Raw genomic sequence first — 19,649 nt, 5'->3', positions numbered from 1 at the left:
GTTGGCAGTCTGAAAATCACCCGCAACGCCCCTCTCCGGGCCACCCCCTGCGCCGCCCCTTCCGCAGCGCGTCCCTCTCGCCTGGTCGGGTGAGGGGAGGGGGATGGGGTGGGGCGTGGGTGCGGGCGGGTGGGGGTGCTGGGGGTGGGGTGTTGGGGTGGGTGTGGCGAAGCCGCCGGCGCACTGGGGGTGGCCGGCGGCTTCGGGTGGGGGGTTAGGCCTTGCGGAGGTGGAAGGTGAGGCCGAGGGAGTCGTCGGTGAAGGGGGTGGAGTCCCAGTCGGGGGTGCCGGCGGCGAAGTCGGTGGCGAGGACCTCTTCGGCGACGAGGGGGCCGTGTTCGGCGATGGCCTCGGCGGTTTCCTCGGAGGTGGCGCGCCAGCGGAGGACGATGCGGTCGGCGACGTCCAGGCCGGAGTTCTTGCGGGCCTCCTGGATCTGGCGGATGGCGTCGCGGGCGATGCCGAGGCGCTTGAGCTCCGGGGTGATGGCCAGGTCGAGGGCGACGGTGGCGCCGGACTCGTTGGCGACGGCCCAGCCCTCGCGCGGGGTTTCGGTGATGATCACCTCGTCGGGGGAGAGGGTGATCGGTTCGCCGTTCAGGTCGACGCTGGTTCCGCCGGTGGTGCGGAGGTCGGCGGCGAGCTGGGCGGCGTCGGCGGCGGCGACGGCCTTGGCGACGTCCTGGACGCCCTTGCCGAAGCGCTTGCCGAGGGCGCGGAAGTTGGCCTTGGCGGTGGTGTCGACGAGCGAGCCGCCCACCTCGGCGAGGGATTCGAGGGTGGCGACGTTGAGCTCCTCGGCGATCTGCGCGCGCAGGTCGGCGGGCAGCTCCTCCCAGCCCTGGGCGGCGACCAGCGCGCGGGAGAGCGGCTGGCGGGTCTTCACGCCGGACTCGGCGCGGGTGGCCCGGCCGAGTTCGACCAGGCGGCGGACCAGGGCCATGTGGCGGGAGAGGTCGGCGTCGATCAGCGTCTCGTCGGCCTCGGGCCAGGTGGCGAGGTGGACGGAGGACGGGGCCTGGGGGTCGGTGGGGACGATGAGGTCCTGCCAGACCTGCTCGGTGATGAAGGGGGTGAGCGGGGCCATCAGGCGGGTGACCGTCTCCAGCGCCTCGTGCAGGGTGGCGAGCGCGGCGGCGTCGCCCTGCCAGAAGCGGCGGCGGCCGCGGCGGACGTACCAGTTGGAGAGGTCGTCGACGAACGCGGACAGCAGCTTGCCGGCGCGCTGGGTGTCGTACGCCTCGAAGGCCGCGTCGACCTCGCGGACCAGGGTGTTCAGCTCGGAGAGCACCCAGCGGTCCAGCTGCGGGCGGTCGGCCGGGGCCGGGTCGCTCGCGGAGGGGGCCCAGCCGGAGGTGCGGGCGTACAGGGCCTGGAAGGCGACGGTGTTCCAGTAGGTGAGGAGGGTCTTGCGGACCACCTCCTGGATGGTGCCGTGGCCGACCCGGCGGGCCGACCAGGGCGAGCCGCCGGCCGCCATGAACCAGCGGACGGCGTCGGCGCCGTGCTGGTCCATCAGCGGGATCGGCTGCAGGATGTTGCCCAGGTGCTTGGACATCTTGCGGCCGTCCTCGGCGAGGATGTGGCCCAGGCAGACGACGTTCTCGTAGCTGTTCTTGTCGAACACCAGGGTGCCGACCGCCATCAGCGTGTAGAACCAGCCGCGGGTCTGGTCGATCGCCTCGGAGATGAACTGCGCCGGGTAGCGCTTCTCGAACAGCTCCTTGTTCTGGTACGGGTAGCCGTACTGGGCGAAGGGCATCGAGCCCGAGTCGTACCAGGCGTCGATGACCTCGGGCACGCGCGTCGAGGTGCCGCCGCACTCGCGGCAGGCGAAGGTCACCGCGTCGATGTACGGGCGGTGCGGGTCGAGGGCGCTCTGGTCGGTGCCGGTGAGCTCGGTCAGCTCTGCCAGCGAGCCGACGCAGGTGAGGTGGCCCTCCTCGCAGCGCCAGATCGGCAGCGGGGTGCCCCAGTAGCGGTTGCGGCTGAGCGCCCAGTCGATGTTGTTGTTCAGCCAGTCGCCGAAGCGGCCGTGCTTGACCGTCTCCGGGAACCAGTTGGTGGCCTCGTTCTCGCGGATCAGCGCGTCCTTGACGGCGGTGGTCCGGATGTACCAGGACGGCTGCGCGTAGTAGAGCAGCGCGGTGTGGCAGCGCCAGCAGTGCGGGTAGCTGTGCTCGTACGGCAGGTGGCGGAAGAGCAGGCCGCGCTCCTTGAGGTCCGCGACCAGGGCCTCGTCGGCCTTCTTGAAGAACTGGCCGCCGACCAGCGGGACCTCGGGGGCGAAGGTGCCGTCGGCGAGCACCGGGTTGACCACCGGCAGGCCGTACTTGCGGCAGGTCGCGAGGTCGTCCGCGCCGAAGGCGGGGGACTGGTGGACGATGCCGGTGCCGTCCTCGGTGGTGACGTAGTCGGCGTTGAGGACGTAGTGCGCGTTCTCGATCTCGACCAGGTCGAAGGGGCGGCGGTAGGCCCAGCGCTCCATCTCGGCGCCGGTGAAGCGCTGCCCGGTGGCCTCCCAGCCCTCGCCCAGGGCCTTGGCCAGCAGGGGCTCGGCGACGACCAGCTTCTCCGTGCCGTCGGTGGCCACGACGTAGGTGACCTCGGGGTGGACCGCGGCCGCGGTGTTGGAGACCAGGGTCCACGGGGTGGTCGTCCAGACCAGCAGGGCGGCCTCGCCGGCCAGCGGGCCGCTGGTCAGCGGGAAGCGGACGAAGACCGAGGGGTCGACCACGGTCTCGTAGCCCTGGGCCAGCTCGTGGTCGGACAGGCCGGTGCCGCAGCGCGGGCACCAGGGGGCGACCCGGTGGTCCTGGACCAGGAGGCCCTTGTCGAAGATCTGCTTGAGCGACCACCAGACGGACTGGACGTACGACGGGTCCATCGTCCGGTAGGCCTCGTCCAGGTCGACCCAGTACCCCATGCGGGTGGTCAGCTCGGCGAAGGCGTCGGTGTGGCGGGTCACCGAGTCGCGGCACTTGGCGTTGAACTCGGCGATGCCGTACGCCTCGATGTCCTGCTTGCCGGAGAAGCCCAGCTCCTTCTCGACGGCGAGCTCGACCGGGAGGCCGTGGCAGTCCCAGCCGGCCTTGCGGGCGACGTGGTAGCCCTTCATGGTCCGGTAGCGGGGGAAGACGTCCTTGAAGACGCGGGCCTCGATGTGGTGGGCGCCCGGCATGCCGTTGGCGGTCGGCGGCCCCTCGTAGAACACCCACTCGGGGCGGCCCTCGGACTGTTCCAGGCTGCGCTGGAAGATCTTGTTGTCCTGCCAGAAGGAGAGGATCTGGTGCTCGAGGGCAGGGAGATCGACCTGTGCGGGGACGGGGTTATAGGAGCTCATCGCGGGCGTCTACCTCCGGCGGATGCTGGGACTGGATCCTCCGGAGGGACGAGACGGCCAGCCGTCCCGCGGTACCACCCTCCTTGGCCGCGGTGCTGCGTTGCGGCCCTCTTGTTTGGGCTTGCTGCCGGGTCTAGTGGGCCGCCGCGGCGGCCGTTCTTCCGGCGGCTCCGGGGTGATCTTCCCGCCGTGCACACCCCCGGGCTCGCACCGTCCCCGGGTCGCTGGTGGCTGCGTACGTCGGTACTCGTCCCATCTGCGCCTTGCAGGGCCAGTGTATCGGCCGGACAAGTCGGTTTGTCCAAACCGTTTCCGGCGGGCGGCGCCCGGACAGGGTCGCGGGGCTGGTCAGGAGGGCTGTCGGGCGGGGATTAGGCGGGGGTGAGGTGGGCACAACCCTCTCAGCGCGAGGGGCGTGGCGGCTGGGGCGGCTGCCTGGGTGGGATCGTTGTGAGGCGTCGGTATGTCATGTTGTGACCGGTTTTGATCGGGATTATCGTTCCGGCACTGGAAGCCGCCGGGAACCGGCGGCTCGATTCGTTCGTAGATGGGGTCGTAGCCATGGCTGAGAAGGGAACCGGCGCGGGTACCGCCACCAAGCGGGCACGCAAGGCCGTGGCGGTCGATCCAGGGGAGGGGACCGTGACCACTACCGCACCGAAGACCAGCACCGACACCGTCACCGCGCCGCGCGGGGCGGAGTCGGTGGACCCGGCCACGCTGCCGGTCCGGCCCGGCGAGGACCCGTGGACCACCGAGGAGGTCCACGAGCTGCACACCGAGCTGATCAGCGAGCTCAAGCGGCTGCAGGACGAGATCGACGCCGCCGAGGCGGCCATCTCCGGCCTGATGCGCGACTCCAACGACGGAGCCGGCGACGACCAGGTCGACGCCGGTACGAAGAACATCTCGCGGGAGAGCGAGCTGGCGCTGGCCAACAATGCGCGCGACAGCCTCGCCCAGACCGAGCGCGCCCTGGACCGGCTGGAGGGCGTCGGCTTCGGCACCTGCGAGTCCTGCGGGCAGGCCATCGGCAAGGCCCGGATGCAGGCGTTCCCGCGGGCGACGCTCTGCGTGCAGTGCAAGGCGAAGCAGGAGCGGCGCTGATCCGGTCGGGGGAGGGGCGGCGGAGCCCTCGATGAAGCGGGCGTCGGACCGGGTGGCCGGGACGGCGCGGAGGGTCGGGCTTGCCGTACGCTCGACCCGTAACGTCGCCTGACGCGTCCGCACGTGTGTACGTGGTTGTGGACGCGGTCGGGTCGGCACTGGCCCACCACCCTCCCCCTCCTACGGCCGGGGGAGCTCCATCGGCAGCGGAGCGGATCATCAGTACGCAAGGTTCCCCCCAGACCCGGGACGACGCCGTCCCGTCCCCCGCCGATGCCGTGGAGGTGCCCGTGGCCGATCCGTCCGAGGCGGCATCCGTGGACGAACCGACGGCGGCGGCGGAGAAGCCCAAGGGTCCGCGGCGGATCGGGGTGCTGCTGGTCGTCGCGGTGCTCGCCTTCCTGATCGACCTCGGCAGCAAGCTGCTGGTCGTCGCCAAGCTGGAGAACCGCGCCGCGATCAAGGTGATCGGGGACGTCGTCACCCTCCAGGTGATCCGCAACTCCGGCGCGGCCTTCGGGATGGGCCAGGCCCTGACCGTCGTCTTCACCATGATCGCGTCGGCCGTCATCGTGGTGATCTGGCGGATCGCCCGCCGGCTGTACAGCCTGCCCTGGGCGATCGCGCTCGGGCTGCTGCTCGGCGGCGCGCTGGGCAACCTCACCGACCGGCTGTTCCGCTGGCCGGGCGTCTTCCGCGGGCACGTGGTGGACTTCATCTCCGTCCAGCACTTCGCGGTGTTCAACCTCGCCGACTCGGCGATCGTCTGCGGCGGGATCCTCGTCGTGCTGCTCTCCTTCCGGGGCAGCAACCCGGACGGGACCGTCCACCAGCAGGGCGACAAGGCGGAGTAGCGGCGGAAGGGGCGGCGGGGCCCCGGGGTGGGCGGGGAGTGCGGCGCGCGGGGGCGGGCCGGGTTTCCGGCATACTCGTACGGGTGAGTACCGCAGCGCAGATCCGAAGCCTCCCCGTTCCCGACGGCCTGGAGGGCGAGCGCCTCGACGCCGCCCTGGCCCGGATGTTCGGCTTCTCCCGGACGAAGGCCGCCGAACTGGCCGCCGAGGGCAAGGTGACGCTCGACGGCGCCGTGGCCGGCAAGTCGGACCGGGTGACCGCCGGCTCCTGGCTGGAGGTCGAGATCCCCGCCCCGGCCGCCCCCGTGCAGATCGTCGCCGAACACGTCGAGGGCATGCGGATCGTCCACGACGACGAGGACATCGTGCTGGTCGACAAGCCGGTCGGCGTCGCCGCGCACCCCAGCCCGGGCTGGACCGGCCCCACCGTGATCGGCGGGCTCGCCGCGGCCGGCTACCGGATCTCCACCTCGGGTGCGGCCGAGCGGCAGGGCATCGTGCACCGGCTGGACGTCGGCACCTCGGGCCTGATGGTCGTCGCCAAGTCCGAGCGCGCGTACACCGACCTCAAGCGGCAGTTCCACGACCGGATCACCGAGAAGCGGTACCACACGCTGGTCCAGGGCCACCCGGACCCGATGAGCGGGACGGTCGACGCGCCGATCGGGCGCCACCCCAGCTCGGACTGGAAGTGGGCGGTGACCCGGGAGGGCAAGCCGTCCATCACGCACTACGACCTGATCGAGGCGTACCGGGCCGCGTCGCTGCTGGCGATCAAGCTGGAGACCGGGCGCACCCACCAGATCCGCGTCCACATGTCCGCGCTGCGGCACCCCTGCGTCGGCGACCTGACGTACGGCGCCGACCCGACGCTGGCCAAGCGGCTCGGGCTCGGCCGGCAGTGGCTGCACGCGGTGTCGCTCGGTTTCGAGCACCCGTCGGACGGCCAGTGGGTCGAGTTCTCCAGCGAGTACCCGGACGACCTGAAGAAGGCGCTGGACATCATCGCGGCGGAGAGCTGACGTGGGGACCGAGGTTCGGGTCGCCGAGGGGGAATCGGACCTGGCGCTGGTACGGGAGGTTCGGCGGGCGGTGTTCGTCGTCGAGCAGAACGTGCCGGAGGAGCTGGAGTACGACGAGTACGACGCGACCTCGGTGCACCTGCTGGCCGTGGCGGGGGACGGGAGCGCGCTCGGGACCGGGCGGCTGATCTTCGGCGACCAGGCGCGGGAGCTGACCGGGGGCGTCGAGGGGCGGGTGCTGCTCGGGCGGCTCGCGGTGCTGCCGCAGGCCCGGGGGACCGGGCTGGGGGCGGAGATCGTGCGGGCGATCGAGGCCGCGGGCGTGGAGCGCGGGGGTTCGGAGATGGAGCTGCACGCGCAGGTGCAGGCGCTCGGGTTCTACGAGCGGCTGGGGTACGTGGCGGAGGGACCGGAGTACGAGGACGCCGGGATTCCGCACCGGACGATGACGAGGGCGTTGTAGCCCGTCCGGGGTCGTGGGGAACGGGACCGCGGCTCGGTGGGTGGCTGGTCGCGCGGTTCCCCGCGCCCCTGATGGGGCGCGGGGAACCGTGTCAGGAGGGGGCGGCGGCCTGGGGGTCAGTCGGTGGTGCGGAGGCGGGGGAGGGCCCTGGGGTGCTCGTCGCGTAGGTAGGCGATGAGTTGTTCGCGGATGTCGAAGCGGAGCTGGGCGGCGTCGTCGGGGGTGCGGGCGGTCATGGTGGCGCGGACGACGATGGTGCTGGGGGTGGTGTCGGTGACCTGGAGGGCCCATTCGGCGCCGTCCCAGAGGGGGTGGCGGTCGAGGTGGGCGCGCAGGGTGGCGCGCAGGTCGTCGACCGGGGTGCTGTGGTCGAGGTGGAGCAGGACGGCGGCGAGCAGGCCGGGGTCGCGGCGGGTCCAGTTCTCGAAGGGCTTGTTGACGAAGTAGGAGACCGGGACGATCAGCCGACGGTAGTCCCAGAGCCGGACCACCAGGTAGGAGAGGGTGATCTCCTCGACCGTGCCCTGCTGGCCGTCCACCACCACGGTGTCGCCGATCCGGACGGTGTCGCCGAAGGCGATCTGCAGGCCGGCGAAGAAGTTGCCGAGGGTGCTCTGGGCGGCGATGCCGGCCACGATGCCGATGATGCCCGCGGAGGCGAGCAGGCCGGCGCCGACGGTGCGCATCGCGGAGAAGGTCAGCAGCATCACGGCGACGGTGACCACGACGATGACCGCGTCGGCCACCCGGCGCAGCATGCTGATCTGGGTGTGCACCCGCTGCACCCGGGCCGGGTCGTCGACGCGGCCCTCGTAGCGGCTGAGCAGGGCGTCCAGGACGGCGGCGACCACGCGGGCGGTGAGCCAGCCGAGCGAGGCGAGCAGGACGAGCAGGACGAGGTGGTGCGGGCCTTCGTCCCGGTGCGGGTGGAGGGCCCGCCAGATCGGCTGGGCGGCGAGCAACAGCGCTGAGGCGACCACGAGTTGCAGCGGGACGCGGCAACGACGGAGCTGCGCCCAGAGCGGGGCGTCGGGCTCCCGGGCGGCGAGTCGCTGGAGGGACCGGTCGACGATCCAGCCGATCGCCAGGGTGGCGGCGACGGTGGCGAGCAGCGAGATCAGCGGCCGGAACATGGCCGTACGATACCCGGGCGCAGTGGGGCGAACCGGGCAAAGTGGCTGCCCGCTTCGGGGGTGGCCTTATCGGGCGCCTACCCGGACGGCGGATACGATCAGCGCCCATGGAGTTCGGTGGGGCATGGCGTCGTTGGCGCGGCCGGGGTACGACGGTCGGGCGCAGGGTGCTGGCCGGTGCGGTGGCCCTGGTGGCGGTGGCCGGTGTCGGTACGGCGGCGGTGGCGTCCGGCGGTGAGCAGGCGGTCCGCGAGGAGGACCGTTTCCTCAGCATGCCGGAGACGCCCGGCAGCACGCAGCAGGTCCAGCTGGACACCGCCTTCTTCACCAGCGGCAGCGGACCGCGGCCGGCGGTGCTGCTCGCGCACGGGTTCGGCGGCTCCAAGGAGGGCGAGCGCGAGCGCGCCCGGCAGCTCGCCCGGCAGGGGTACGCGGTGCTGACCTGGTCGGCGCGCGGGTTCGGGCGCTCGGGCGGCAAGATCGGGCTCAACGCGCCCGACCGCGAGGTCGAGGACGTCCGGCACCTGGTGGACTGGCTGGCCGAGCGGCCCGAGGTGCAGCTCGACGGCGCCGGCGACCCGAAGGTCGGCATCACCGGTGCCTCGTACGGCGGGGCGATCTCGCTGCTGGCCTCCGCGTACGACCACCGGATCGACGCGGTGGCGACCCAGATCACCTGGTGGAACCTGGCGGACGCGCTCTTCCCGCAGGGGGTGCAGGGCTCGGGCGCCGCGGACGGTGTGTTCAAGAAGCTGTGGGCCGGGATCTTCTTCACCACCGGCTCGGCCGCCCCCGGTTCGGCGGGCGGTCTCGGTCCGTCCGGCGGTGCGCCGCGCGAGGGCGGCGAGCCCAAGCCGGTGGCGGAGGGGGACACCGGGTGCGGGCGGTTCCTGGAGTCGCTCTGCCGGATGTACGACCGGGTCGCGACCGCCGGGCACGCCGATCCGGAGGCCGTCGCGCTGCTGGACCGCTCCAGCCCGTCCTCGGTGGCGGCGCAGCTCAAGGCGCCCACGCTGGTGGTGCAGGGGCAGCAGGACTCGCTGTTCCCGCTCGACCAGGGCGACCGGATCGCACAGGCGGTCGCCGCGAACGGCGCGCCGGTGGCGGTGGACTGGTTCGCGGGCGGGCACGACGGCGGGACGGACACCAGCGCGCGGGTCGACGACCGGGTGACCGCCTGGTTCGACCACTACTTGAGGGGTCGCGGGAACGACACCGGCCCGGCCTTCCGGGTGACCCGGACCGGCGGGGTGGACTCGACCGGCTTCCAGGCCGTGCTGCGCGGGGCGGACGCCGACCGGTACCCCGGGCTCGGCGGGACGGGTTCGCGGAGCGTCGCGGTGGCCGGCGGGGAGAAGACCATCGCCAATCCGCCCGGCGGCGCGCCGCCCGGGATCTCGACCCTGCCGGGCATCGGCGCGCTCAGCCAGGCGGCCTCGCTGGGCGCCGGGCTGTCGCTGGACTTCCCCGGGCAGAGCGCGGCCTTCGACTCGGAGGCGCTGGACACACCGCTGCACCTGACCGGGCAGCCGACCGTGCCCGTGCGGGTGACGGCGGACCGGCCGGACGCTGTGCTGTTCGCGAAGCTGTACGACGTCGGGCCGGACGGCAAGGCGGTGCTGCCGCAGCAGCTCGCGGCACCGCTGCGGGTGACCGGCGCGGACGCCGGGCGGACCGTCACGGTGGCGCTGCCGACGGTGGACCACACCTTCCCGGCCGGGCACCGGGTGCGGCTGGTGCTGGCGAGCACCGACCTCGCGTACGCCTCGCCCGTCGAGCCGGCGAGCTACCGCGTCGCGCCGGCCGGGGCGATCACCGCGCCGACCGTCGAGGAGCTGGTGACCGAGGCGGCGCCGCTGCCCGCGCGGACCTGGGTGCTGCCGGTGGTCGCCGTGGTGGTGGCCGCCGGGCTGGTGCTGCTGCCACGGCTGCGGCGCCGGCGGGCGACGGGCTCCGGGCCGGACTTCGATCCGGAGCTGGCCGCGGTGCCGCTGCGGATCAGCGGGCTGAGCAAGCGCTACAAGGGCTCCCAGGACCGCTACGCCGTACGGGAGTTGGGCTTCCGGGTGGAGCAGGGGCAGGTGCTCGGGCTGCTCGGGCCGAACGGCGCCGGCAAGACCACCACGCTGCGGATGCTGATGGGGCTGATCCGGCCGGACGCCGGGGAGATCCGGATCTTCGGACACCTGGTGCGGCCGGGGGCGCCGGTGCTGTCCCGGGTCGGGGCGTTCGTGGAGGGCGCGGGCTTCCTGCCGCACCTGACCGGGCGGGCCAACCTGCGGCTGTACTGGCAGGCGACCGGGCGGCCGGAGGCCGACGCGTGCTTCGACAAGGCGCTGGCCATCGCCGGGCTCGGCGAGGCGCTGGACCGCGCGGTGCGGACGTACTCGCAGGGCATGCGGCAGCGGCTGGCGATCGCGCAGGCGATGCTCGGCATGCCGGACCTGCTGATCCTGGACGAGCCGACCAACGGGCTGGACCCGCCGCAGATCCGCGAGATGCGCGAGGTGATGATCCGGTACGCGGCGGGCGGGCGGACCGTGATCGTGTCGAGCCACCTGCTGTCCGAGGTCGAGCAGAGCTGTACGGACCTGGTCGTGATGGACCGCGGGCGGCTGGTGACGGCCGGTGCGGTCGGCGAGATCGTCGGATCGTCGGAGCTGCTGATGATCGGCGTCGCCGGTTCGTACGGCCCGGAGTCGGCCGCCGAGAAGGTGGCCGCACTGGCCGGGGTCGGCTCGGCGGAGGCCGTCGAGGGCGGACTGCTGGTGCGGCTGGACGGGCTGGCGGCGAGCGAGCTGCTGGCCGAACTGGTGCGGCTGGGGGTTCCGGTGGAGAGCGCCGGGCCGCAGCGCCGGCTGGAGGACGCGTTCCTGTCGTTGATCGGAGGTGGTGCGGCGTGAGTACGGTTCCTGAGGCCCCTTCCGAGGCCTCCGCGGTCCCGGCGGTCTCCAAGGACCATGCGGAGGGGTACCGGGCGAGCCGGACGCTGCCGCTGCGGGTGGAGGCGATGCGGCAGCTGCGCCGGCGCCGCACCCTGGTGATCGGCGCGGTGCTGGCCGCGATGCCGTTCGTCATCCTGGCCGCGTTCCAGATCGGCGGCACCCCGGGCCGGCCGGACCGGACCACCTTCATCGAACTGGCCACCGCCTCGGGCGCCAACTTCGCGGTCACCATGCTGTTCGTGGGCACCGGCTTCATGCTGGTGATCCCGGTCGCGCTGTTCTGCGGGGACACCGTCGCCTCGGAGGCCAGCTGGTCCTCGCTGCGCTACCTGCTGGCCGCGCCGGTGCCCAGGGCGCGGCTGCTGGCCCGCAAGTTCGCGGTCGGGCTGGCGTTCTCGGCGGGGGCGGTGGTGCTGCTGCCCGCGATCGGACTGGTCGTCGGAACGGCGGCCTACGGCTGGGGAGACCTCAAACTGCCCGCCGGGGCGAGCCTGCCGGCCGGCGAGGCGCTGCCCCGGATCGCGATCGCGGTGGCCTTCGTCTTCCTGAGCGAGATCGTGATCGCGGCGCTGGCGTTCTGGCTGTCCACGGCGACGGACGCGCCGCTGGGCGCGGTGGGCGGCGCGGTTTTCGCCTCGATCATCACCGGGGTGCTGGACGCCGTCACCGCGCTCGGCGACCTGCGGGAGTGGCTGCCGGCGCACTGGCAGTACGCCTGGGCGGACGCGTTGCAGCCGCAGCTGGAGTGGGGCGGCATGGTGCAGGGCGTCTCGCTGTCGCTCTCGTACGCGGCGGTGCTGCTGGCGCTGGCGTTCCGCGGGTTCGCGCGCAAGGACGTGGTGTCCTAGCCAGGGCGTGCGGTGGGCGGTGTCCGCGGACGGCGCCGCAGCGGTGTCCGCGGGGGGGGTGTCCTCACGGTGTCCGCGGGTGGGCCGGGGCAGGGCATGGGGGATCATGGGTGGGTAGCTGACCCCCCTGGTGAAGGACCCGAACCGTGGCCCAGATCGTCCTCTTCCACTCCGCCTACGGGCTGCGGCCCGCCGTGCACGACGCCGCCGAGCGGCTGCGGGCCGCCGGGCACACCGTGCACGCGCCGGACCTGTTCGAGGGGCGGACCTTCGACTCGATCGAGGACGGCCAGGCGTACCAGGAGGAGGCCGGGGGCAGCGAGGAGATGCTGCGCCGGGCGGTGACGGCGGCCGCGCCGCTGTCCGAGGGCGGGCTGGTGTACGCGGGCTTCTCGCTCGGCGGCGCGATCGCGCAGAACCTGGCGCTGGCCGACGAGAAGGCACGCGGGCTGCTGCTCCTGCACGGCACCTCGGACCTTCGGGAGGACGCCGCCACCGAGATCCCCGTACAGCTGCACATCGCGGAGCCGGACCCGTTCGAGCCGGAGGACTGGCTGAACGCCTGGTACCTGCGGATGCGGCGGGCCGGGGCGGAGGTGGAGGTGCACCGCTACCGGGGCGCCGGGCACCTGTTCACCGACCCGGAGCTGCCGGACTACGACGCGGAGGCCGCGGAGCGCGCCTGGGCGGCGTCGCTGGACTTCCTGGCCGAGCTGGACGGTTGACGGGGCTGGGCGCGCGAGCGGAGCCGGACGGTTGACGGGGCTGGGCGCGCGAGCGGGGCTGGACGGTTGACGGGGCTGGGCGCGCGAGCGGGGCTGGGCGGGTGAGCGGAGCCGGACGGTTGACGGAGCGCCTGCCGGGAGCCCGGCGGCTGCGGGGCGCCGAGGCCCCGTCGGGAGAGCGGAGCGAGGGGAAGGCCAGGCCGGGGCGGGTGCCCCGGCCTGGCCTTCGGCGTTGGGGCGGCGGGTTTCCGAGTGGCCGGTGGGGCTCTCGGTACGGGTGTGACGATCCGTCGGAGGGACGGTCGAGGCGCGGCGGAAGTGCCGGTCAGCGGCGGGTCGCGGGCCGGAAGGACTGTTTCCGGACAGCTACCCACCGTGATCACGGGGGTGGTGGTCCAGACCTCTTGGCGGGCTCGTGCCACCCTGCCAGCACGAATGGTCGAACCACGAACTGTTGTTAACCGGAAGGCCGTCCGCGCGTCACGGTCCGGCGGCCGGTCAGGTTGACCGGAATCCCCACGGCGTCGTTGATCTGCAGGGAAACCTCTTCATAGAGTCGCGGTGCACTCCATACCTCACCAGCTCGCGAATCCGTGGAAATGCCGTCGGGCCATTTCCCGTGACCATCATCGGAGCGGCACATGCTTGTTCTCGGAATCACCAACAACGATCTGGCCGGCGCCTGCCTGGTGCAGGACGGAACCGTCGTCGCGGCCGTCAGCGAGGAGCGCTTCTCCCGGGTCAAGGACCACAGGACCTGGCCGGAGCAGTCGATCGACTACGTCCTGAAGGAGGCCGGGGTCACCCTTTCCGATGTCGACCGGGTGGCCTACGGGTGGCAGGCGGGATTCAGCGCGGAAAAGCACCTGCTGCTTTACGTGGACCGCATTTCGGAGGAGGCCCGGCTGCGCCCCGAGGCGCTTCCGCACCTCCGCAAGCGGATATCCGACGAAATTCGGAACGACCGCGAGAAGCGCGGTGAGTTCGATGCCTTCATCGAGGAGAACGGACTGCGCGGCAAGGTGGTTCACGTCGACCACCACGAGTCGCACGGCCTGGGCGCCTTCCTCTGCTCCCCGTTCGACGACGCCCTCGTGATCACCTGCGACGGCCGCGGGGACTTCCAGTCCCTGACCGTCACCCACTACTTCCCCGGCGGCGAGGAGGTGCTCCAGCGGGAGACCTCGATCGACAGCCTCGGCTACTTCTACGGCCGGATCACCAAGCTGCTCGGCTTCCGCCCCAACCGCCACGAGGGCAAGATCACCGGCCTGGCCGCCAACGGCGACCCGGAGAAGCTCCTCCCGCTGATGCGGCGGATGATCGACGTCGAGGAGAACGGCGCGATCCGCGCCCGCTGCGGCGACTGGTACCAGCCGTCCTACGAGGGCTACTCGGAGGCGCTGCTGGCCGAGATCGCCGGCCACGAGCCGGCCGACGTCGCGGCGGCGGCCCAGCGGCACGTGGAGAACCTGCTGACCGCCGTGGTGGCGCAGCACATCGGCCGGGTGCCGAGCGGCAACGTCTGCCTGTCCGGCGGCGTGTTCGCCAACGTCAAGCTCAACCAGCGGATCTTCGAGACCCCGGGCGTGCGGAACGTCTACGTGCTGCCGCCGATGGGCGACGGCGGGCTGCCGCTGCAGTCCGCCGTGATCGTGGCCCACCGGGAGACCGGCGAGCGCCCGCGGGTGCCCTCGATGGCGCTCGGGCCGGACGCGGCCGTCTCCGAGGGCCGGCTGGAGGAGATCCTGCGGGACTACCCGGGGCTGCGCTACCGCCGCATCGGCGAGGGCATGCGGGAGGTGCTGCTCGGCGCGCTGGAGGCGGACCAGGTCATCGGCACCTACCGGGGTCGGATGGAGTTCGGCCCGCGCGCGCTCGGACGGCGCAGCGTCATCTACGGCACCGCCGACCCGACCATGAACGACTGGCTCAACAAGCGCCTGAACCGTACCGAGTTCATGCCCTTCGCGCCGATCACCGCCGAGGACCTGGCGGCCGACTGCTACGTGGGCTGGGAGCCCGAGCAGCCGTCGGCGCTGTTCATGACGATCACCTACGACTGCCACGAGTCGTTCGCCAAGGCCTGCCCGGCGGTGGTGCACGTCGACAACACCGCGCGCCCGCAGATCGTCCGGGCCCAGGACGACCCGTTCCTGCACGGCCTGCTGATGGCCTGGTACGACCGCAGCGGGCAGGCGGCGCTGGTGAACACCTCGTTCAACAAGCACGAGGAGCCGATCGTCGGATCGCACCGGGACGCGCTCGACCCGCTGGCCGACGAGGTGATCGACCTGCTGCTGATCGACGACGTGTACCTGGTCTGGAAGGACGGTGCGGACAACTACATGGCGCGGCAGGCGGTTTGACCGGGCCGGGTTGACCGGGCTGACCGGGTGGCGCGGGTGGGGCGGGTCGGCCGTGAGGGCCGGTCCGGTCGACCGCCCCGTCGTGGAGAGCTGAACTATCGTCAGACCGTATGGCGGGAGCGCCGAGTGAGGAGACCGATGCAGCCGCTGCAGCCGCAAGACGGAACGCGGTACGAGGTCGAGGCCGTCGTCTTCGACATGGACGGGGTCCTGATCGACTCCAGGCCCGTGATCGAGGAGGCGTGGCGGTCGGTGGCCCGGCGCCACGGCCGGGTGCTGGCCGACCGGGAGATCGAGGAGTACGTCCACGGGCGGACCGGCGACCAGACGGTGCGGCTGATCTTCCCGGACCACTCGGACGTCGACCGGAAGGCCATCTGGGCCGAGGTGGACACCGTCGAGGAGCAGGCGCCGTACCGGGCGATCCCCGGCGCGGACGGGCTCGCCGAGCGGCTGCGGCACGCGGGCCTGCCGATCGGCCTGGCCACCAGCAGCTGGACCCGGAAGATCGACAACGCGCTGGGCGGGCTCGGCCTGCTCGACGTCTTCCGGGTGCGGGTCACCCGGGACGACGTCGAGCGGGGCAAGCCGCACCCCGACCCGTACCTGGCGGCCTGCCGGGGCCTCGGGATCCGGCCGCAGCGCACGCTGGTCTTCGAGGACTCGGTCAGCGGGGTGCGCTCGGCCGTCGCGGCCGGGGCGGTGTGCGTCGGGATCGGCGGGCCGGCCCTGGTGGAGGCCGGCGCGGTGGTCGCGGTCCCCGACTTCACCGCGCTGGTGGTCGCGGAGGAGGCCGGGGCCCTCACCCTGACGGACCCGGACGGACTGGCCGTCGTGGCGCTGGTGCTCGGGCCGCACGGTGGCTGAGGCGGGGACGGCCGAGCCGGCCGCGCCGGTGGCCTCCGGGGCGCCGGACGCGCCCGTGATGGGACGGGCGGCGGCGGTCTCGGCGTTCGGCGTCTTCCTCGTCCTCGGCGTGCTCACCGCCTCGCTCGGTGCCTCGCTGCCGTTCCTGCGGGAACGTTTCGGCGCCGAGCACGAAGTCGGACGGGTGGTCTCGGCGTACAACCTCGGCGCGCTCGCGGCGACCATCGGGATCGGGCTCCTCGGGCGGCGGCTGAACGTCCGGGCGGCGCCGCCCGTCCTGCTCGGGGTCTTCGCGGCGGGCGCGGCCGGGATGGCGGCCAGCCCCGGCTGGGCCGCCTACCTCGGCTGCGCGGCGGTGACCGGCGTCGGGTACGGGGGGCTGGCGCTCACCCTCAACACGGCGTTCGCGCGCGGGTTCGCCGGGAACAGCGTGGTGATGGTCAACCGGCTGAACGCGGTCTTCGGGATCGGCGCGATGCTGGGCCCGTTGGCCGCGGGGGCCGTCGGGCACGCGGACGTCCGGCTGCTCGCGCTGGCGGCCGCCGTGTGCGCGCTGCCGTGCTTCCTGGTCGGGCGGGCGGGGGTGGTGCTCGCGGCTCCGGCGGGGGAGTCGGGGGCGTCGGGAGTGTCGGGGGCTCGGTCCCGGAGCGGGCGGCCGGAGGACGGGCGGGGCGAGGGCGACGGCCGGGAGGGTGGTCAACGGGCCCGGATCGGGCTGGAGTTGCTGCCGTTCCTGCTGGTCGGCCTGGTGTACGCGGGCATGGAGACCGCGATCGGCACCTGGCAGTCGACCCAGTTGGTGCGCGACGGCTGGAGCACACAGGCCGCCACCACGGCGGCCTCGGGCTTCTGGGCCGGGATGGCGCTCGGACGCCTGGTCGTCCCGCAGCTGACCAAGCGGCTGCCGGGCCGCAGCACCCTGCCCGGCTACCTGGCCGCCGGGCTGGGCGCGTTGGCGCTGGCCGCCGTACCGCACCTGGCCGTGGTCGCCTACCCGTTGGCCGGGCTGGCGCTGGCGCCGGTGCTGCCCACGCTGATCGCCTGGGTCTCCGGCGTGGCGGCGGTGCCGCAGCGGGCGACCTCCGTGCTGACGCTGTGCTGCATGCTGGGCAACGCGGTGGTGCCGGCGGTGGTCGGGGCGCTCAGCGGGTCGGGCGGGGCGGTGGTGATTCCGCTGGTGCTGGCCGGGGCGTGTCTGCTCTGCCTCGGGCTCGCGATGTGGCTGCGGGCGGCCGGCGGTGACGGGCCTGCGGTGACGGGCCGCCGCTGACGGGTTGCCGGTCGGCGGGCCGTCGGCCGGCGTGCGGCGGCGGTCAGGCGGTCAGGCGGTCCGGCGGTCAGGCGGGTGTGCGCGGGGCGGTGCGTCGGTGGATCGGGCCTCCCGGGGTGTACCAGCCGGCCTTCTTGCGGACGGCCGGGCTGCCGTCCCGGGCATGGCAGGCCTGCAGGGCGGCGAGGGCGCGGGGATCGGTGTGGACGAACTTGCCGACGAGCTCGGCGGCCCTCATCCGGACCTGCGGGTCCGGATCGTCGGCCAGGTGCCGCAGGCCGGGGTCGAGCACCCGGTCCGCGCCCGGCGCGCAGGTGTCGCCCTTGCAGCGGTCACAGGCCAGGGCGTGGAAGGCGGCGATCCGGACGCGGGCGTCGGGGTCGTCGGCCATGGCGATCAGCCGGTCCATCGAGTCGGTGTCGACCAGGTGGTCGAGGAGGCGGCAACAGCCCTCCCGGACCACCGGATCGGGGTGGGAGAGGCCGGTGCGGATGGCGTCGAGCGAGTCCGCCGCGCGGCGCAGCAGTTCGTGGTAGGCCGCCACGGTGCGCTGAGGGTCGCCCAGGCAGGAGACGAGGGCTTCGTTGTCGGTCCGTGCGAATCCGAGCATGGGGCGAGTGTCCGCCCCACGGGGTGGCGGGGCAACGGGATTTCGGCGTGCGGGGGAGGTCCTGGAGGGGGTCAGTGCGGGCGGCGACGGATGCGGCCGACGATGAAGAGCGCGAGGCAGGTGACGGCGGCGATCCCGCAGGCGCCGATGCCCAGGGCGAGGAGCATGATCGTGCTGTCGTCCACACCATGGACGAACTCGTGGACGGTGATGCCGTTGGCGTCGACGGTGACCTTCTCGCCGTCCGGGTGGGCGGAGATGAAGTCGACCATGGCGATGATGCCGCCGACGCAGAGGGCGGCGCCGAGGAGGAGCCAGCCGCCGGCCTTGCGGGTCCACTCCTCGCCGGTGAGCAGCTTGGCGTTCGGGCAGTGGTCGATCACGGCGTTGCCGAGGGCGGGCGCGCTGGTGGCCAGACCGTCCATCCGGACCCGCTTGCCGCCGGTCAGGGTGAGGATGCAGCGGTAGTCGTTGCCGAAGCGGTGGGCGAAGGCGCCGACCGATTCCCGGCGGGTCGGAACGGTGATGGCGGACACCTGGTCCCAGGCCCACATCCCCTGGTGGCCACGGGCGTTGCCGTGGACCAGGCCGTACTCGCGGACCTCGAAGTACTCGCCGGCGCCGCCGCGCAGCGCCCGTACGGCCTGGGTGAGGCCGATGCCGAGCCCGCACGCGCCGAGGCCGAGGGCCACGCCGAGCCCCTGGCCGCCGCCCGAGGAGCCGTCGTCACCGTCCCCGAAGAGGGCCCACAGGCCCAGCCAGGAGGTGAGTACGCCGATCGTGAGCGCCCAGGCGGCGTTGACCCACCGGGTGCGGTTGGCGACCGGGTGACGGCTGAGGAGTGCTCCGAGGGCGTCGCGGGCGGTGGTGGTTTCGGTCACGGTGGTCAGTGAAGCAGGAGTGGTTCGTCCATCTCAAGGGCTTTGACGTGGGCGGGAGTTGGTGCGGGCGATCGGGGAACGCGAACCGCCCGCCCGGAGGGCTCCGGGCGGGCGGTGGCGGGGGGCTCGGGTGCGGCTCGGGTCATGCCAGCGGTTGGGGCCTGATCATCGCGAAGGGGGCGCCCTGGGGGTCGGCGACGACGGTCATCCGGCCCGCCATCATGTCGAAGGGCGGGGCGAGGACGGTGCCGCCCCGCTTGACCAGGGCGTCCACGGTGGAGTCGACGTCGTCGACCGCGAAGTAGGTCAGCCAGTGCGCCGGGGTGCCGGGCGGGTCGTTGGCGAGCAGGGTGGCGCCGCCGACCGCGCGGCCGCCGACCAGGAGCGACCAGTAGGAGTCCGCGCCGTCCAGCGGCTCGATCTCGATGCCGAACGCCTCGCCGTAGAAGGCGGTGGCGGCCTGGATGTCGCTGGTGTGCAGCTCGTTCCAGGTCAGTGCGCCGGCCTCGTTGACCACCTGCGCGCCGAAGAACTCGCCCGGTTGCCAGACGCCGAACACCGCTCCCTGCGGGTCGGCGGCGACCAGCATCCGGCCCAGGTCGCCCACGTCCATGACCGGGACGAGCAGCGTGCCGCCGGCGGCGGTGATCGCGTCCTGGGTGGCCTGGGCGTCGGTGGTGGCCAGGTAGCTGGTCCAGACGGTCGGCGGCTCCGGTTGGCCCTCGGGGGCCATCGTCGGGCCGATGCCGGCCACGGCCTTGCCGTTGAGCTCGCAGACGGCGTAGCCGCCGAACTCGGCCGGGCCGGGCTTGCCCTGCCAGCCGAGCAGGTCGCGGTAGAAGTCCAGCGCGGCCTGCTGGTCCTTCGCCATCAGGTCGACCCAGCAGGGGGTGCCGGTCGCGTACGGGGTGGTGACCTCGGGCATTTTGGCCCTTTCTGGTGGGGTTTGCTGCCGGTCACGATTTCGCCGCCGGCGTCCTGGCGCCACTCGACACGCCGCCGTCGGCGACGGGGCCCGACCGGCCTCCGGGGGTGGTGGGCGTGGGGGGCCGGGCTGGTCCGGGCCGGTCGGGGCGCCCTCCGGGCGGTCGTACGGTGCGTCCGTTCGAGCGGCAGGCCCGAGCCGGCCCCGCGAGGGTGACGACGGGCGACGGTTCGATGGCCAACTCTTCTTCGTGGCATCACCAGACCCCTGAGCCGGTGCCGCGCGCC

15 protein-coding genes are annotated in these 19,649 nt (G+C 73.1%); 10 read left to right on the top strand and 5 right to left on the bottom strand.

What is annotated here, in order from left to right:
* Positions 1–214: 214 nt before the first annotated feature.
* Positions 215–3,343 carry an isoleucine--tRNA ligase gene (gene ileS / locus ACIRD3_RS37450; protein WP_402225786.1) on the bottom strand — a complete coding sequence of 1,043 codons (3,129 nt, stop codon included), beginning with the start codon at positions 3,341–3,343 and terminating at the stop codon, positions 215–217.
* Positions 3,344–3,985: 642 nt separating this feature from the next.
* Between ileS and ACIRD3_RS37445 the strand changes: the two genes are divergently transcribed.
* The 4 genes from ACIRD3_RS37445 to ACIRD3_RS37430 all read left to right on the top strand — a co-directional run bounded on the left by ACIRD3_RS37445 (position 3,986) and on the right by ACIRD3_RS37430 (position 6,789).
* Positions 3,986–4,450 (top strand): TraR/DksA family transcriptional regulator, encoded by a 465-nt coding sequence (locus ACIRD3_RS37445; RefSeq protein WP_402225784.1) that lies wholly within the window; start codon positions 3,986–3,988, stop codon positions 4,448–4,450.
* 215 nt (positions 4,451–4,665) lie between these two features.
* Positions 4,666–5,304 (top strand): signal peptidase II, encoded by a 639-nt coding sequence (gene lspA, locus ACIRD3_RS37440; RefSeq protein ID WP_402225794.1) that lies wholly within the window; start codon positions 4,666–4,668, stop codon positions 5,302–5,304.
* 83 nt (positions 5,305–5,387) lie between these two features.
* A complete protein-coding gene (locus ACIRD3_RS37435) occupies positions 5,388–6,326 on the top strand; it encodes an RluA family pseudouridine synthase (protein ID WP_402225781.1) in 939 nt (312 codons plus the stop codon).
* A 1-nt stretch (position 6,327) separates the two neighbouring features.
* Positions 6,328–6,789, top strand: a complete 462-nt coding sequence (locus ACIRD3_RS37430; protein ID WP_402225778.1) for a GNAT family N-acetyltransferase — start codon at positions 6,328–6,330, stop codon at positions 6,787–6,789.
* A gap of 116 nt (positions 6,790–6,905) precedes the next feature.
* Here ACIRD3_RS37430 and ACIRD3_RS37425 read toward each other — a convergent pair whose 3' ends face one another.
* Complete coding sequence (locus ACIRD3_RS37425) at positions 6,906–7,922, bottom strand: mechanosensitive ion channel family protein (RefSeq protein ID WP_402225775.1); 1,017 nt, start codon at positions 7,920–7,922, stop codon at positions 6,906–6,908.
* 107 nt (positions 7,923–8,029) lie between these two features.
* Between ACIRD3_RS37425 and ACIRD3_RS37420 the strand changes: the two genes are divergently transcribed.
* From ACIRD3_RS37420 to ACIRD3_RS37395, 6 genes are all read left to right on the top strand, one after another.
* A complete protein-coding gene (locus ACIRD3_RS37420) occupies positions 8,030–10,825 on the top strand; it encodes an alpha/beta fold hydrolase (RefSeq protein ID WP_402225774.1) in 2,796 nt (931 codons plus the stop codon).
* On the top strand, positions 10,822–11,715 hold the full coding sequence (locus ACIRD3_RS37415) for an ABC transporter permease (RefSeq protein ID WP_402225771.1): 894 nt from the start codon (positions 10,822–10,824) through the stop codon (positions 11,713–11,715). The genes ACIRD3_RS37420 and ACIRD3_RS37415 overlap by 4 nt, the downstream gene beginning before the upstream one ends.
* Positions 11,716–11,861: 146 nt before the next feature.
* Positions 11,862–12,440, top strand: coding sequence for a dienelactone hydrolase family protein (locus tag ACIRD3_RS37410; protein ID WP_402225768.1), 579 nt, complete (start codon positions 11,862–11,864; stop codon positions 12,438–12,440).
* 641 nt (positions 12,441–13,081) lie between these two features.
* On the top strand, positions 13,082–14,809 hold the full coding sequence (locus ACIRD3_RS37405; protein WP_402225766.1) for a carbamoyltransferase: 1,728 nt from the start codon (positions 13,082–13,084) through the stop codon (positions 14,807–14,809).
* 138 nt (positions 14,810–14,947) lie between these two features.
* Positions 14,948–15,676 carry an HAD family hydrolase gene (locus tag ACIRD3_RS37400; protein WP_402225764.1) on the top strand — a complete coding sequence of 243 codons (729 nt, stop codon included), beginning with the start codon at positions 14,948–14,950 and terminating at the stop codon, positions 15,674–15,676.
* Positions 15,669–16,946 (top strand): MFS transporter, encoded by a 1,278-nt coding sequence (locus ACIRD3_RS37395; RefSeq protein WP_402225761.1) that lies wholly within the window; start codon positions 15,669–15,671, stop codon positions 16,944–16,946. The genes ACIRD3_RS37400 and ACIRD3_RS37395 overlap by 8 nt, the downstream gene beginning before the upstream one ends.
* A gap of 67 nt (positions 16,947–17,013) precedes the next feature.
* Here ACIRD3_RS37395 and ACIRD3_RS37390 read toward each other — a convergent pair whose 3' ends face one another.
* The 3 genes from ACIRD3_RS37390 to ACIRD3_RS37380 form a co-directional block, all read right to left on the bottom strand.
* On the bottom strand, positions 17,014–17,556 hold the full coding sequence (locus tag ACIRD3_RS37390; protein ID WP_402225758.1) for a HEAT repeat domain-containing protein: 543 nt from the start codon (positions 17,554–17,556) through the stop codon (positions 17,014–17,016).
* A 71-nt stretch (positions 17,557–17,627) separates the two neighbouring features.
* Positions 17,628–18,437 carry a hypothetical protein gene (locus ACIRD3_RS37385; protein ID WP_402225756.1) on the bottom strand — a complete coding sequence of 270 codons (810 nt, stop codon included), beginning with the start codon at positions 18,435–18,437 and terminating at the stop codon, positions 17,628–17,630.
* Positions 18,438–18,579: 142 nt separating this feature from the next.
* On the bottom strand, positions 18,580–19,362 hold the full coding sequence (locus ACIRD3_RS37380; RefSeq protein ID WP_402225753.1) for a VOC family protein: 783 nt from the start codon (positions 19,360–19,362) through the stop codon (positions 18,580–18,582).
* Between the last annotated feature and the right edge of the window lie 287 nt (positions 19,363–19,649).

Origin of the sequence: Kitasatospora sp. NPDC093550 (assembly GCF_044764985.1) — a bacterium.
GTDB lineage: Bacteria > Actinomycetota > Actinomycetes > Streptomycetales > Streptomycetaceae > Kitasatospora.
Note: the sequence above shows the minus strand (reverse complement) of the source record. Positions and strands in the feature narration are given on the sequence as shown.

Excerpts from the sequence above, each read along its gene's own strand:
- ileS (WP_402225786.1), bottom strand. The coding sequence starts at position 3,343 with ATGAGCTCCTATAACCCCGTCCCCGCACAGGTCGATCTCCCTGCCCTC.
- ACIRD3_RS37425 (WP_402225775.1), bottom strand. The coding sequence starts at position 7,922 with ATGTTCCGGCCGCTGATCTCGCTGCTCGCCACCGTCGCCGCCACCCTG.
- ACIRD3_RS37420 (WP_402225774.1), top strand. The coding sequence starts at position 8,030 with ATGGAGTTCGGTGGGGCATGGCGTCGTTGGCGCGGCCGGGGTACGACG.
- ACIRD3_RS37405 (WP_402225766.1), top strand. The coding sequence starts at position 13,082 with ATGCTTGTTCTCGGAATCACCAACAACGATCTGGCCGGCGCCTGCCTG.
- ACIRD3_RS37400 (WP_402225764.1), top strand. The coding sequence starts at position 14,948 with ATGCAGCCGCTGCAGCCGCAAGACGGAACGCGGTACGAGGTCGAGGCC.
- ACIRD3_RS37390 (WP_402225758.1), bottom strand. The coding sequence starts at position 17,556 with ATGCTCGGATTCGCACGGACCGACAACGAAGCCCTCGTCTCCTGCCTG.
- ACIRD3_RS37380 (WP_402225753.1), bottom strand. The coding sequence starts at position 19,362 with ATGCCCGAGGTCACCACCCCGTACGCGACCGGCACCCCCTGCTGGGTC.